Source organism: Aeromonas sp. FDAARGOS 1417 (assembly GCF_019046985.1).
In the GTDB taxonomy this organism is placed as follows: domain Bacteria; phylum Pseudomonadota; class Gammaproteobacteria; order Enterobacterales; family Aeromonadaceae; genus Aeromonas; species Aeromonas veronii.
Window position 1 is genome coordinate 3,768,844 of the sequence record NZ_CP077221.1, and the last position, 13,637, is coordinate 3,782,480.

A 13,637-nucleotide genomic window follows, 5' to 3' on the forward strand; every position below is an offset into this window, starting at 1 on the left:
GTGAGCGGCAGCCCCGTTGATTGGGCTGCCGCAGGTGGGGCGGTCGTCAGGCGGCGGCTCTGATAGCCAGCTCCGGGCGGCGGGAGAAGCAGCGGGCCAGCAGCAACATGGTGGCGACGCCTATGGTGCCCAGCACCAGCCAGGGAAGGGCCGGTTGTCCCTGTTGCAGCGAGAAGTCATAGAGGGAGCCGCCGCCCACATAGCCGGTCATGCCCCCCAGCGCCAGTCCGAGGCGGCTGAAGCCCATGTAGCTGCCGCGGGCTGTGGGGTTGGCAAGCCGGGTCATCAGGGTCTCCCGGGCCGGTTCACAGATGATGATCCCCAGATAGAAGCAGGCCAGCAGTACGAAGATGCCGGAGAGGGTGCTGACGAAGGCGACCAGCCCGATCCCCACCGTCATCAGCAGGATACCTGCCATCAGCCGGCTCTCCAGCCGATAGCGCCGCTCGCTGAAACGGGCGATAGGGTAGAGCAGCGCCAGTGACAGCGCCGTTTCCAGGCTGTACATCCAGCCCACTGCAGTGGTTGTGCCGGAGAGCTGCTTGACCAGAATGGGGAAAATCAGCATCACCTGTACCCACAGCATGTAGTAGCCGCTCAGGATCAGTACCAGTCGGCAGAAGGCGCGATCCGCCAGCACCTGTCCCAACCCTTCCCGCATCGGAGTCGGTTTGACCGAGAGGCGGTAGGCGGGCAGCAGGGTCCAGTTGCACAGGGCCGCCAGCGTGAAGAGTCCGGCGCCCAGCAGGCAGACGTAGGTGAAGTCAAAACGCAGCAGCCAGCTGCCGAGCAGCGCACCGGTGACGGCTCCCGCGCTCTCCAGCATCATCAGCAGGGAGATAAAGCGGCCCCGCTCATGGGGACGGGTAAATTTGATCACCAGTGCGGCCCGTGGCGGGTCGAACAGGCAACCGCCCAGTCCGGAGAGGAAGCAGGAGAAAATCAGCATGGCGCCGCTGTCGGCCCAGGCCAGGGTGGCAAAGCCGACAGCGCGCAACAGCATGCCGGTGACGATGAGCGGGCGGGCGCCAAAGCGGTCAGCGAGGGAGCCGCCGAAGATCCCCAGTCCCTGCTGGGTCAGCTGGCGCAGGCCGAGGGCCAGCCCCACCAGACCGGCCGCCCAGCCGAGTTGATCGACGAAGCGCAGGCTGATCATCGGCATCACCACAAAGAAACCCAGGATCACCAGTGTGGTATCCAGCGCCAGAAACCAGCGTCCCCAAAACCTCGCCCTATCGACCATAACGCCCTCTCATTCACAGATATCTTCATTCTGGAGAGGGTTTAGATATAGTGGTAGACGACAACTACCTATATTTCATATCAGGATTATTTATGTCTATGGATCTGGACGATCTGCAACTGCTGCTGGATGTGGCCGAGCTGGGCAGCTTCAGCCAGGCGGCGGCCATTCGTGGCTGGTCACAACCGCTGGTGAGCCAGCGGATTGCCCAGCTGGAGGAGAGCCTCGGAGCGCCGCTGTTTCAGCGTCATCGGCGCGGGGTGACGCCGACCCGTGCCTGCGAGGAGTTTCTCCCTGCCGCCCGCTCGGCGCTGGCCACTCTGAGCGAAGGGCGGCTGGCACTGCAGGGGGCGCCTGCGCTGCCTTGTATCCGTCTCTCCAGCCTGCCATCCCTCACTTCGGTGGTGTTTGGCTCGCTATTGATGGAGCTGGTGGATGAGCCGTTCGAGATCCGCTGCACCACGGATCACTCCGGCGAGATCATGCAGTCGCTGCTGACCGGGGAGGCCGATATCGGCTTTGTGCTCAAGCGTCCGCCGGTTGCGGGCCTGCAGATGGAGCTGCTCTGCTGCTCCCCCATTATCGCTATCGCCTCGCCATTGCATCCGCTGGCCGGTTGTCACGGCCTCACCCTGGAGGATATTGCCGACCAGCGGCTGGCGCCTCAGGTATGGGGGCCGGGGTGTGACGTCTTTATCCAGCAGTTGCGGCGGCTGCGACGGGCGGCCAGCCCCCTGCATGCGGTGCAACCCGCCAGTGCAGCGCGGGATCTGGCGCTGGAACACGGGTTTATCACTCTGATGCCGGAGCTGGCCATCAAGCGGGATCTGGAGGTGGGGCGGTTGGTCAGGCTCGATGTGCGCAATCTGCCGCAGGAGCATTGGGATGTGATGATGGCGTGGCGAGGTGGCAAGCGGCCCAACCCGGCCCGGGAAACCGTGTTGGCCACCGCCCGCACGCTGGCGAAACGGTGGCGCAATGAATAGAGCGATGCGGGACAAGGCCCGCATCGGGTGGATCAGTAGTTGGCCTTGAGGGTCACGCCGCTGAACGCTGCAAACCCTGACAGCTGCACATGCCAGGTGCCCACCTTGGGATTGGTGAACGAGCAGCTTTCGTTATTGCCCCCCTTGTAGGGACGGCAGTCGTAACTGCTGCTGGTGGGGGCGCTGCCAAAGCGGACGTAGAGGTCGGCATCACCGGTACCGCCACTGCTGCTGATCTGCAGCGACCTAGTGCCCGCCGGTACGTTCAGGGTGTAGTTGAGCTTGCCACCCTTGCTGGCGGCGAGGTTGCTCACCGGCACGCCGTTTTGCAGTACGTTGTCGCTCGGTGGCGGCGTGGTGCCGCAGCTGGCATCGACCCCGACGGTCTGGAAGGCCCGTGCCACATCCGCCTGACTGTAACCCAGGTCGGCGGTCGCCCGGCTGACGCCGCAGGCCCCTTGCTGGTAGTTGGTGTTGGCGCCCCAGTAGAGGCGGTTGGCCAGCAAGAAGACTTCAAATGCCTTGCGGGTGTTCCAGCCGCTGCTGGTGGCGAGCAGGTAGAAGGCGCGGTTATAGACCCCAGAGCTGTGGTGTACATCCATCCCCTCCTGATAATCCGCCGCATGGCCGATGGATCTGCCATCCCGGGTCGGATCCTCGAAGTAGCGCAGTGAGCCGTTGCCCTTGAAGATCTGGGCACCGACCAGCCAGTCGTTGCTCCCCTTCATGTAGAACTCGGCCGCTTCCCCCGCCATATCGGAGAAGGCCTCGTTGATGCCACCGGATTGTCCTGAATAGATCAGCCCGGAGTTCTGCTCGGTAAAGCCGTGGCTCACCTCGTGGGCCGCCACATCGAGGCTCACCAGCGGGTGGAAGGTGGTGGCGCCGTCACCGAAGGTCATCTGGCTGCCATCCCAGAAGGCGTTCTCGTAATTCTTGCTGTAGTGAACCCGCATCTTCAGTTTGAAGGTGAGGGGCGCCGTGTTGTACCAGTTGCGGTACATGTCGAACACCACGTTGCCGAAGTAGTGGGCGTCGTTGAGGGGCGAGTAGGCGCCGTTGATCTCCTTGACCCGGTTCTCCGGGCAGGTGAACTGGTGGATGGCGCCGCCAGAGGTGGCGTGGTTGAGGTTGATGGTATCGACGTTGGGGCTGGTCATCCGGCAGTTGTCATCGACGATGAGCGGGCCAAAATCGGTGCCGTAGACGTATTTGCCGGTCTTGATGTTGCCCCCCGGGCCGGTGGCGTCCTTGTGGTTGATCCCCTCCCAGCGTTTGAGCTCCTCACCGCTCTGGGCATCAAGAATGACGAAGGGGCGGCTTGGCTTGTCACCTTCGGCGATGAAGGAGACCTGATAAACCAGCCGGGCCAGCCCGTTCTCATCCTGCATCACGTAGAGTTTGACCTGCTCGTTGTTCCCCTTGCTGCCCGCCTTGGCCTTGCTGGCGGCATCCTGTGGCGAGAGGGTGGCGGCCGGGCTTGCTACATCCTGATCGATCTGGCGCAGCATGCGTCCACTGGCCTGTTGCAGCTGGCCGTTCAGGCTCTTGTCAGCCACCACCACCTGACCCATTACCGGGATGCCGTTCCAGACCTGCTCGTAGCGGATCCGCTGCTGGCCGTTGGGCAGCTTGACCACCCGCACCTGACGAAACTCGCCATCTTCCAGCTGCAAGGTACCACTCGCGGCACTGAGGCCGGTCATGGCCCGGATGCCGTTTGCCGTTACGTTGATCTCTACCTCTTGCGCCGCCAGTGCGGCGCTTCCCCAGCAGGCCAGCGCAACGGCCAGATAAATTTTATTCATCTCTTCTTTCCTTAAATCGATGAGGTTGATAAACCGACCGAAGGTCGGGCGTTTTGAAGCTAGTGCCGGTGGGGGAAAGTGCCCCCTGTCAAAAGTGACAGCGCAGCACAAAGGGGTAGCAGGATCTGCCAAAGTGCCGTTTGGGGGGATTAATCGGCGTCATGTGGAGAGCATTATCCGGTTTCAGACACCCACCCTCCTCTTTTGAGGGAGGAGAGTACGTGCGCTTTCATCCTCTGTGACGCCTGCCGGAGGGGGGCCGTAAAAGTGGCTGGCGCGGCCAGTGGCGATTGGCTACATTGGGTGCTGATTCGCTATTTGATCACTGATTTGAAAGGAGAATCCCATGTTTTCATGGCAGTTGGACGACGAGCTTGCGCTGCTCTTCTTGCAGCCAGATATGGCGAGCGAACTGTTTGCCCTCTGCAATGACAACCGGGAGTACCTCTCCCAGTGGCTACCTTGGCCGCCACTGATCCAGCGCCCCGTTGACAGCGCCCTCTTCATTCGCAGTGCCATCGAGAAGTTCGCCCGCGGCGAGGGGCTAACCACTGCCATCGAGTATCAGGGGGAGGTGGTGGGGGTCATAGGTTACAACAGCATCGATCACGACCTTGGCAAGGTGGTCATTGGTTACTGGCTGGCGGAGCGCTGGCAGGGTAACGGCATCATCACCCGGGCCTGTCAGGCCCTGATCCACCACGCCTTCGAGGAGATGGGGATGGAGAAGGTGGAGATCAGCGCCGCCACCGATAACGAGCCCAGCAGGGCTGTTTGTGAACGGCTCGGGATGCAGCTTGAGGGGGTGACCCGGCGCGCAGAGCGGCTGGGCAACCGGATTGTGGACCATGCCCACTACAGCTTGCTGCGCGATGAGTGGCTAAGACAGAGGGAGTCCTGATGGCGCTGCCACATATCAAGACGGCCCGCACCCACCTGACCATACTGTCGCCGGATCAGGCCCCCATGATGCTCGACTTCTACCGGCGCAACCGCGACCACCTTACCCCGTGGGAGCCGCTGCGCGACGAGCACTTCTACACCCTCTCTTACTGGCATGCCCGGCTGCAGGACAGCTACAGCCAGTTCTTCAACGGCACCGGCGTCAATCTGGTGGCCCTCGATCCGGCTGGCGAGCGGGTGATCGCCACCTGCAACTTCAGCAATATCCTGATGGGGGTCTTCAAGGCGTGTCATCTGGGCTATGCCATCGACCAGCAGCATCAGGGGCAGGGGGTGATGGGAGAGGTGCTGTCAGCCGCCATCGACTACCTGTTTCGGGAGCACGATCTGCATCGCATCATGGCTTGCTATATGCCTGCCAATCAGCGCAGTGGCGCCCTGCTGGAGCGGCTTGGCTTCGAGCGGGAGGGATTCGCGCGGGCGTATCTGATGATCAATGGTCGCTGGGAGGATCACATCCTTACCTCGCTGATTAATCCGGCCTCCTGAACGGCAGATAAAAAAAACGGGCCCGAAGTTGCCTTCGGACCCGTCTTCGAATGAGGTGCAGGCTTAGTTGGCCTTGGCATCGCTCACTGCAGCTTCAACCTTGGTAGCGGCTTCGGTAGCTGCTTTTTCTACGGTTGCAGTCGCTTCGGAGGTGGCCTTCTCTACGGTAGAGGTGGCTTCGCTAGCGGCTTTTTCTACAGTGGCAGCAACTTCGGCGGCCGGAGCAGCAGCAGGAGCGGCAGCTTTTTCTTCTTTCTGACCGCAAGCAGTCAACATCAGACCCAGGATACCGGCTACCAGTACTTTGTTCATGTGCATTCCCTCAAAAAAAGATGGAGAGATGGTCTGTGCAACCATCACAGCGCCCACCGTTGCCCGGTATTGAAACAAGAAGCCGGGAGGCAGCAGGCGGGCGCAATATAGCCCCATTAGTTACCGATGAAAACGGATATCACAATGACATTTTTTCGTGCCGTGGATAAAAAGCTCCACTGCAACGACTGATATCAATACAAGATGCCGTTAAATGGCACTAATTGCACAATTAAACACCGCTTTGCTGCCATCTCTTGGCGGTTTAGCAAGGTCAAGGTTGGTCAAGCGCGGCCGATGACCCGCACCTTAGTCAGACAGCTTCTGACAGGGCAGCCGTTTTCCCTCAAGGTGGCTCTGACGGGCCAGATCCAGCAGCGCCATCACCGCCAGCGCTTCACTTGCTGGCACCGGGTTGCTCCCTTCGCCCTTGATGGCGGCGCAGACACCGCGATAGTAGGCGCCATAATCCCCCGCCTCACCCACCAAGCTCTGCTGCTGCAACTGACCGTCGACAATGCGGGTGAGCTGACCGGGTTCGCTATCCATGCCCCAATCCGCCGCCGGTGGCCGCTTGCCCAGCTTGAGCTGATCTTCCTGCACATCCATACCGAATTTCACGAACGAACCCAGGCTGCCGTGAATGACAAAGCGCGGCATGGTGGCCGAGACCAGACAGCTGCCATGCAGAATAACCCGCAGAGCACCGTAACCCAGCACCACATGGAAGTAGTCGTCCGCCAGTGCGCCGGGGCGCTGCTCGGCCAGATCGGCCTGCAACCAGTCCGGCTGGCCGAACAGCTGCAGCGCCTGATCCAGTACATGGGGGCCGAGATCGAACCAGAGGCCGGAACCCGGGCCACCCGCTTCGCGCCAGCGCTGGCGCACTTCGGGGCGATAGCGATCGAAGTGGGATTCGAACTGGGCGATCTGCCCCAGCGTCCCCTCGGCAATCAAACGGCGCACGGTGAGAAAATCCCCGTCCCAACGACGGTTGTGGAAGATGCTGAGCAGCCGCTGCTGCTTTTCGGCCAGCTCGACCAGCGCTTGCGCCTCGGCCAGATCCAGTGCGAAGGGCTTGTCGATCACCACATGTTTGCCTGCCAGCAGCGCTTGGCGGGCCAGAGGCGCGTGGGTGTCGTTGGGGGTGGCGATCACCACCAGATCAACGGTCTCATCGCTTAGCACCTCCTCCAGTGAACCGACCCGGCTGCCGGGCAGATCGGCCTGCACCTTGGCGGCATGGCGGCTCACCACCCAACTCAGGGACAAGCCCGGCGTGGTGGAGAGGAAGGGGGCGTGGAAGGTCTTGCCTGCAAAGCCATAGCCCACCAGGGCTGCGTTGAGAGTGTGGCTCATCGGGAGTTCTCCGCTGACATCGAGTGAGTGGGGTTGCCATCGCAGGCTCTCTGCCGGATGGCCATTCGTTGTAAAGGCGATACAAACGAGAAGGGGGCCGATGGCCCCCCGAATGTGCCCATCAGAGCACAGGATTTATTGCAAACACAAGCGGCGGCCGCGTCGGGTCATCAGCATCACCAGAGGCGGCAGCAGCAGCCACATATGCAGCGCCAGCTGGCTGAGCGGGTCGTGCATCAGGGCACCGGTCAAGCCAACGAGGGCGCCGGATCCGCTCATCTGGAACAGGCCGAGCAGAGCGGCGGCGGTACCGGCGCAGTGGCCGAACGGTGCCAGCGCCATCCCGGCGGCCGAGCCCAGAATCATGGCAAAGCCGATGCTGGAGAGGAATACCGGCCCCATCATCGCCAGTGGATGCTCGATGTGTATGGCCAAAGTCAGGGTGATGGCCGAAAGCATCAACACCAGCAGCCCGATGCGCAGGGTGCGTCTTGGCCCCACCTTGGCGATAAAGCGCGGCGCCATGAAGCAGGCCAGGATGTTGAGCGCGGCGTTGGCGGTAAACCAGTAGCTAAAGCCGCTCATGTCCAGCCCCAGTTTCACCATCAGCTGCACCGGTGCGGCGGTGACATAAGCGAGGATCACCGCCATCGCCAGCATGCACAGCGCCGCATTGAACAGGAAGCTGGGGGAGCGCAGCACCGGGCTATAGCGGGACCAGCTGATGAGGGCCCCTTCACTGCGGGTCTCCTCCGGGCGGGTCTCCGGCATCCGCCACATCAGCCAACTGCCGACGATGAGCGCATAACCGGCCATAAACCAGAAGTTGGCAGACCAGCCCGCCTTGGCGGTGAGCCAGCCACCGAGCAGGGGGGCCAGCGCAGGAATAAAGCAGATGGCGCCATTGAGATAGGAGATCATCTGGCCGCTCTTTTTCGGGCCGTAGCTGTCACGTACCACCGAGAAGGCGGCAACCGAAGTGGCGCAGGCGCCAAAGCCCTGCAGCACTCGCGCCAGCATCAATTCGCCGAGGCTGGCGGCAACGCCGGCCCCCAGCGCGCTCAGGCCATAGAGCAGCACGCCGCCCAGCGCGATGGGCTTGCGACCGTAGCGATCGGCCAGCGGGCCAACAAGCAGTTGCCCCAGCCCCATGCTGAACAGGAACCAGGTGATGGTGCCCTGCATCAGAGTTACTTCGGCGCCCAGCTGCTCGGCCATCTGCGGAATGGCGGGCAGGTAGATGTCGATAGCCAGCGGACTGAACAGCACCAGTAGTACGAGCAAAAGTATCAATGGCATCTGTCACCTCTTTAGTCAGCCAGGTTAATGAATTGGGGCGCGAGTCTACTGACTCACAGTAATGAATAGAAATGGTATTTAATCACTTTGGTTATTCCATTATGGAAACATGTATTAAAAAGCTGGTTATTCGATGGCGGCAAATCCCCCGTAACCCCATCACAGCGGGTGTAATTGACGCTTTTACTAAACGCTTGCGCCGCATAGAATGCGCAGATTATTTTTGCGGAGGTGCTCGATGAACAAGCTTGTCCTGGCAACAGGTAACCAGAAAAAGGTGAAGGAATTGGCCGCCATGCTGGCCGATATGAAGATCCAGGTGATCCCACAGAGCGAGTTTGCGGTCTCCGATGCCGATGAGACCGGCACCACCTTCGTCGAGAATGCCATCATCAAGGCCCGCCACGCCGCCCGCATTACCGGTCTGCCCGCCGTGGCCGATGACTCCGGTCTGGAAGTCGATCTGCTGCAAGGGCGCCCCGGCGTTTACTCCGCCCGCTTTGCCGGTGTGGGTGCCGGTGACAAGGCCAACATCGAGAAGCTGCTCGGCGAGCTGCAAGGTGCCCCCGAGTACCTGAAGAGCGCCCGCTTCTGGTGTGTGCTGGTCTATATGCGCCACGCCGACGATCCCACCCCCATCATCTGTCAGGCGAGCTGGGAAGGGATGATCATCGACGAGCCGCGCGGTCAACATGGCTTTGGCTATGACCCGGTATTCTTCGTGCCGGATCACGACTGCACCGCCGCCCAGATGCCAGCCGAGCTGAAAAACCAGCTGAGCCATCGCGGTCAGGCGCTGGCCAAGCTCAAAGCGGCGCTGGCTGCGGCGCACTGAGTCACTTCGCCACCTTGTTGGTTACACACGGTCAATCACACATAGTCATCTACAATGGGGGCCTTGAGCCCCCGTTTTATTGGAAGCCCCATGCTGCAACTGCCGCCGCTCTCTCTCTATATTCATGTGCCCTGGTGCGTCCAGAAGTGCCCTTACTGTGACTTCAACTCCCATGCCCAGAAGGGGGAGTTGCCTCACCTCGAATATGTCGCCGCCCTGCTGGAGGATCTGGATCAGGATCTGAAGTGGGCGCAGGGACGGCCGCTCTCCTCGATCTTTATCGGCGGTGGCACTCCCAGCCTGTTGACGGTGGAGGCGATGCAAACCTTGCTGGACGGGGTGCGGGCCCGCATTCCGCTCACCGCGGATTGCGAGATCACCATGGAAGCGAATCCGGGCACGGTGGAGGCGGACAAGTTCGCCGGTTTCCAGCGCGCCGGCATCAACCGTATCTCCATCGGGGTGCAGAGCTTCCAGCAGGAGAAGCTGACCCGCCTCGGCCGCATTCACGGCCCGGAAGAGGCGCGCAAGGCCGCCGCACTGGCCCACACCATCAAGTTGCCTACCTTCAATCTGGATCTGATGCACGGTCTGCCGGATCAGAGTCTGGATGATGCCCTTTATGACCTGCAGCAGGCGATCGACTGCGCCCCGCCGCACCTCTCCTGGTATCAGCTCACCATAGAGCCGAACACAGCGTTTGCCTCCAAGCCGCCCAAACTGCCGGAAGATGACACCCTGTGGGACATCTACGAGCAGGGCCACGCCATGCTCACCGCCAGCGGTTATCGCCAGTACGAGATCTCGGCTTATGCCAAAGAGGGCTACCAGTGCCATCACAACCTCAACTACTGGCGTTTCGGCGACTATCTGGGGATTGGCTGTGGCGCCCACGGCAAGGTGACCGATCTCGCGAACCAACAGATCCTGCGCACCGCCAAGGTGAAGCATCCAAAAGGGTATCTGGACAAGAGTCGCCCCTATCTGGACGAGCAGTGGCAGGTGACGGCAGACGATCTGCCGCTCGAATACTTCATGAACCGCTTCCGCCTGTTTGAACCTGCTCCCAAGGCGGAGTTCGAGGCCTATACCGGCTTGCCGCTGGAGCGGGTAGAGACGGTGCTCGCCATCGCCCAAAGCAAGGAGCTTATCGAGGATCTGGGGGATAGCTGGCAGCTCACTTCTCTCGGCCATCGCTATCTCAACGTATTGCTCGAACTCTTTATGGATGAGTGAGCGGCCTGTTGAGGCTGTGAGTTGGCGTTGCCAAATCGCTTCTTCTGTCAAAACAATCAGGGCGCCATTGGCGCCCTGATTGTTTATGCGCGGTAGAAACCCGTTCAGCAGCAGACGCGGATCATCTGCTGTTGGCCGGGCTCCCACCGCTTGCCAAATTTGGCCTTGCGCTGGTAACTCCCCTTGCCCTTTTTGTTGCGCTCGACCCGGCTGCGAAACAGGGGATCGGAGAGCAGGGCGTGCAGATGGTTATCCTTTATTTCGCCGCGCTGATGGGCATAGCAGCCCCCTTGCGCATTTTCCTCACGGGGGAGGGCGGGTTGGTCGACCCGGATCTTGGCCATGATGGCTCCTCTTCTTTTCTCTTGGTGTGTTGATTCTTGTGTCTGGATGGCGGTTTTCGCTGCGGGCGCCTGTTCAGGCTAGCGCCCGGCAACCGGATGCACTGGCACCGGTTAAAAACGCGGCGATTTTGTCACCAAATCGCCGCAGGAGCAATGCATCGGGCGCGCCGAGTCAGTCACACTGAGCCAGGCACGCTCAGTCAGGCATACCATGTCAGCCGTGAACCGGGTCATGCTGGTCGTGGCTGTGATGCTCGTGATGGGCCGGGGCACCAGATTCCAGCGTCTCGAGGATGGCGCAGTGCTCCGCCGAGCGGGGGCCGCCGCAGCAGATATTGGAGAGCTCGCGCAGATTGTCGCGAAAGCGGGTCAGTTCGATGATCTTCTGCTCCACCTGGGCCAGCTTGGTGTCGGCCACCGCTTTCACCTCCTGACAGGTGACTTTGGCCTTGTTGGTATCGAGGTCGAGCAGCTCGCCAATATCGGCCAGCGAGAATCCGACCGACTTGGCGCGGATAATAAACTCCAGCCGCCGCTTGTCCTGTTCGCTGTAGAGGCGGTAGCCGGATTCGTTGCGGATCCCCGGTGAGATAAGCCCGTTCTTCTCGTAAAAACGCAGGGTATCTGCCTTGACCCCGCACGCCTTGGCCAGTTCACCGATCCGATACATGCTCTCTCTCCCCTTGAATGTATGCCGCCACAAAAACCGGAATCCACTATCACCCCTTTGCCCATGGATTGCCAGCCAAGGGCATAAAAGGGGCAGATAAACATCTCCTGGCGACCCTTTTTCCCATAAAACACTGAAAGTGCAAACGTTTCGAGGAGATCAAGTGGAAAACGTTTAACGCCGCGCCAAATAAGGCTTTGCTGTTTCAAAAAATCCACCACAGGTCACATTTTTTGTGTAGAATACGCGCCCATAACAGAGCGCCGCACCAAGCGGGCATTTCCTAAAACGCTTTTGCCGGATGTTGGGGCGAGAGTGGTTTGCGAAATCCCCCACTTCCATTTATTTGGGGACTCTCTGTGTTGAGCCTCGCCTCCCATGGAACGGTCCCCGTTATGTTGAGGACGATAGTGTGATGGAACAAGCTCGACCCATTCGCCGTGCACTGCTGAGTGTGTCTGACAAAACTGGCATTCTGGAATTTGCCAAGGCACTCAACGAGCGTGGTGTTGCCCTGCTCTCCACGGGCGGTACCGCCAAGCTGCTTGGCGAGGCGGGTCTGCCGGTGACCGAGGTCTCCGACTACACGGGTTTCCCTGAAATGATGGATGGCCGGGTCAAGACCCTGCATCCCAAGGTTCATGGCGGCATCCTCGGCCGTCGGGATCAGGATGACGCCATCATGGCCCAGCACGCTATCTCCCCCATCGACATGGTTGTCGTCAACCTCTACCCCTTTGCTGCCACCGTGGCCAAAGCGGGCTGCACCCTGGCGGATGCGGTCGAGAACATCGACATCGGCGGCCCGACCATGGTGCGTTCTGCCGCCAAAAACCATAAAGATGTCGCTATCGTCGTCAAAGCTGCCGACTATGATCGGGTTATTCGCGAAATGGATGCCAACGGCAACAGCCTGAAACTGGCGACCCGTTTCGATCTGGCCATCGCCGCCTTCGAGCACACCGCCGCCTACGATGGCATGATCGCCAACTACTTCGGCACCATGGTTCCTTCCTACGGTGAAAACAAGGAGGGTGACGAGGAGTCCCGCTTCCCGCGCACCTTCAACAGCCAGTTCATCAAGAAGCAGGACATGCGCTACGGTGAGAACAGCCATCAGGCAGCCGCCTTCTACGCCGAAGAGCATGCCGCGCCGGGTTCTGTCTCCAGCGCTATCCAGCTGCAGGGCAAGGCGCTCTCCTATAACAACATCGCCGATACCGATGCGGCGCTGGAGTGTGTCAAGGAGTTCGACGAGCCGGCCTGCGTCATCGTCAAGCATGCCAACCCCTGCGGTGTGGCCATCGGTAACGACCTGCTGAGTGCCTACGATCGCGCCTACCAGACCGACCCCACCTCTGCCTTCGGCGGCATCATCGCCTTCAACCGTGAGCTGGATGGTGCCACTGCGGCAGCCATAGTGGCCCGCCAGTTTGTCGAAGTGATCATCGCCCCGACCGTCAGCCAGGAGGCCCGCGATGCGGTCGCCGCCAAGCAGAACGTGCGTCTGCTCGAATGCGGGCAGTGGACTGCTCCGGCGCAAGGGTTTGACCTCAAACGTGTCAACGGCGGCCTGCTGGTACAGGAGCGGGATCTCGGCATGGTGATGCTGGGTGACCTGACCGTGGTCAGCAAGCGCCAGCCGACCGAGGCCGAGCTGCAGGATCTGCTGTTCTGCTGGAAAGTGGCCAAGTTCGTCAAATCCAACGCCATCGTCTACGCCAAAGATGGCCAGACCATCGGCGTCGGCGCAGGCCAGATGAGCCGTGTTTATTCGGCCAAAATCGCCGGTATCAAGGCGGCGGACGAAGGGCTGACCGTGGCGGGCTCCGTGATGGCCTCCGATGCATTCTTCCCGTTCCGCGACGGTATCGATGCTGCCGCGCAGGCCGGTATCTCCTGCGTGATCCAGCCGGGTGGCTCGATGCGCGATCAGGAGGTAATCGACGCCGCCGACGAGCACGGTATGTGCATGGTGTTCACCAACATGCGCCATTTCCGTCATTGATGGGTCAGGGGCTGCCGATGGCGGCCCTTTTGTTGTCTCTTTTCAACTGACTATTTCCGCTGACTGACGGCCAGAGAGGCCGTCC

Annotated in this window: 13 protein-coding genes; 6 read left to right on the top strand and 7 right to left on the bottom strand. The window is 60.9% G+C overall.

The genetic code is table 11. The annotated features are described in order from the left end of the window. Positions 1-46: 46 nt before the first annotated feature. Positions 47-1,243, bottom strand: coding sequence for a multidrug efflux MFS transporter MdtH (gene mdtH / locus I6L47_RS17440; protein ID WP_005340523.1), 1,197 nt, complete (start codon positions 1,241-1,243; stop codon positions 47-49). Between the two features lie 92 nt (positions 1,244-1,335). On the opposite strand from mdtH, the gene I6L47_RS17445 reads away from it, so the two are divergent. Beyond that, positions 1,336-2,229, top strand: coding sequence for a LysR family transcriptional regulator (locus tag I6L47_RS17445; RefSeq protein WP_005340524.1), 894 nt, complete (start codon positions 1,336-1,338; stop codon positions 2,227-2,229). A gap of 32 nt (positions 2,230-2,261) precedes the next feature. Here I6L47_RS17445 and I6L47_RS17450 read toward each other — a convergent pair whose 3' ends face one another. After that, positions 2,262-4,037 carry a M4 family metallopeptidase gene (locus I6L47_RS17450; protein ID WP_216947970.1) on the bottom strand — a complete coding sequence of 592 codons (1,776 nt, stop codon included), beginning with the start codon at positions 4,035-4,037 and terminating at the stop codon, positions 2,262-2,264. Positions 4,038-4,383: 346 nt separating this feature from the next. Between I6L47_RS17450 and I6L47_RS17455 the strand changes: the two genes are divergently transcribed. After that, positions 4,384-4,938: a GNAT family N-acetyltransferase gene (locus I6L47_RS17455; protein ID WP_005340529.1), complete on the top strand. Its 555-nt coding sequence runs from the start codon at positions 4,384-4,386 to the stop codon at positions 4,936-4,938. Then, entirely contained in the window at positions 4,938-5,489 is a 552-nt protein-coding gene (gene rimJ / locus I6L47_RS17460) for a ribosomal protein S5-alanine N-acetyltransferase (protein WP_159143033.1), read from the top strand. Before I6L47_RS17455 ends, rimJ begins: the two co-directional genes overlap by 1 nt. Positions 5,490-5,552: 63 nt before the next feature. Here rimJ and I6L47_RS17465 read toward each other — a convergent pair whose 3' ends face one another. From I6L47_RS17465 to I6L47_RS17475, 3 genes are all read right to left on the bottom strand, one after another. After that, positions 5,553-5,801: a hypothetical protein gene (locus I6L47_RS17465; protein WP_005340533.1), complete on the bottom strand. Its 249-nt coding sequence runs from the start codon at positions 5,799-5,801 to the stop codon at positions 5,553-5,555. Between the two features lie 309 nt (positions 5,802-6,110). Further along, on the bottom strand, positions 6,111-7,160 hold the full coding sequence (locus I6L47_RS17470) for an oxidoreductase (RefSeq protein WP_216947971.1): 1,050 nt from the start codon (positions 7,158-7,160) through the stop codon (positions 6,111-6,113). 135 nt (positions 7,161-7,295) lie between these two features. Beyond that, entirely contained in the window at positions 7,296-8,459 is a 1,164-nt protein-coding gene (locus tag I6L47_RS17475; protein ID WP_216947972.1) for a multidrug effflux MFS transporter, read from the bottom strand. A 238-nt stretch (positions 8,460-8,697) separates the two neighbouring features. On the opposite strand from I6L47_RS17475, the gene rdgB reads away from it, so the two are divergent. Together rdgB and hemW are read left to right on the top strand one after the other, a co-directional pair. Next, the gene (gene rdgB, locus I6L47_RS17480; RefSeq protein WP_005340539.1) at positions 8,698-9,294 is read left to right on the top strand and encodes an RdgB/HAM1 family non-canonical purine NTP pyrophosphatase; all 597 of its coding nucleotides are present in this window, start codon (positions 8,698-8,700) and stop codon (positions 9,292-9,294) included. Between the two features lie 90 nt (positions 9,295-9,384). Then, positions 9,385-10,530, top strand: a complete 1,146-nt coding sequence (gene hemW, locus I6L47_RS17485; protein ID WP_139741610.1) for a radical SAM family heme chaperone HemW — start codon at positions 9,385-9,387, stop codon at positions 10,528-10,530. Positions 10,531-10,634: 104 nt separating this feature from the next. On the opposite strand, the gene I6L47_RS17490 is transcribed toward hemW, so the two are convergent. Continuing rightward, a complete protein-coding gene (locus tag I6L47_RS17490; protein WP_019444977.1) occupies positions 10,635-10,874 on the bottom strand; it encodes an alternative ribosome-rescue factor A in 240 nt (79 codons plus the stop codon). 214 nt (positions 10,875-11,088) lie between these two features. Further along, complete coding sequence (gene zntR / locus I6L47_RS17495; protein WP_005341244.1) at positions 11,089-11,544, bottom strand: Zn(2+)-responsive transcriptional regulator; 456 nt, start codon at positions 11,542-11,544, stop codon at positions 11,089-11,091. Positions 11,545-11,959: 415 nt separating this feature from the next. Here zntR and purH point away from each other — a divergent pair, with 415 nt between their 5' ends. Beyond that, a complete protein-coding gene (gene purH, locus I6L47_RS17500; RefSeq protein ID WP_216947973.1) occupies positions 11,960-13,552 on the top strand; it encodes a bifunctional phosphoribosylaminoimidazolecarboxamide formyltransferase/IMP cyclohydrolase in 1,593 nt (530 codons plus the stop codon). Positions 13,553-13,637 lie beyond the last annotated feature (85 nt).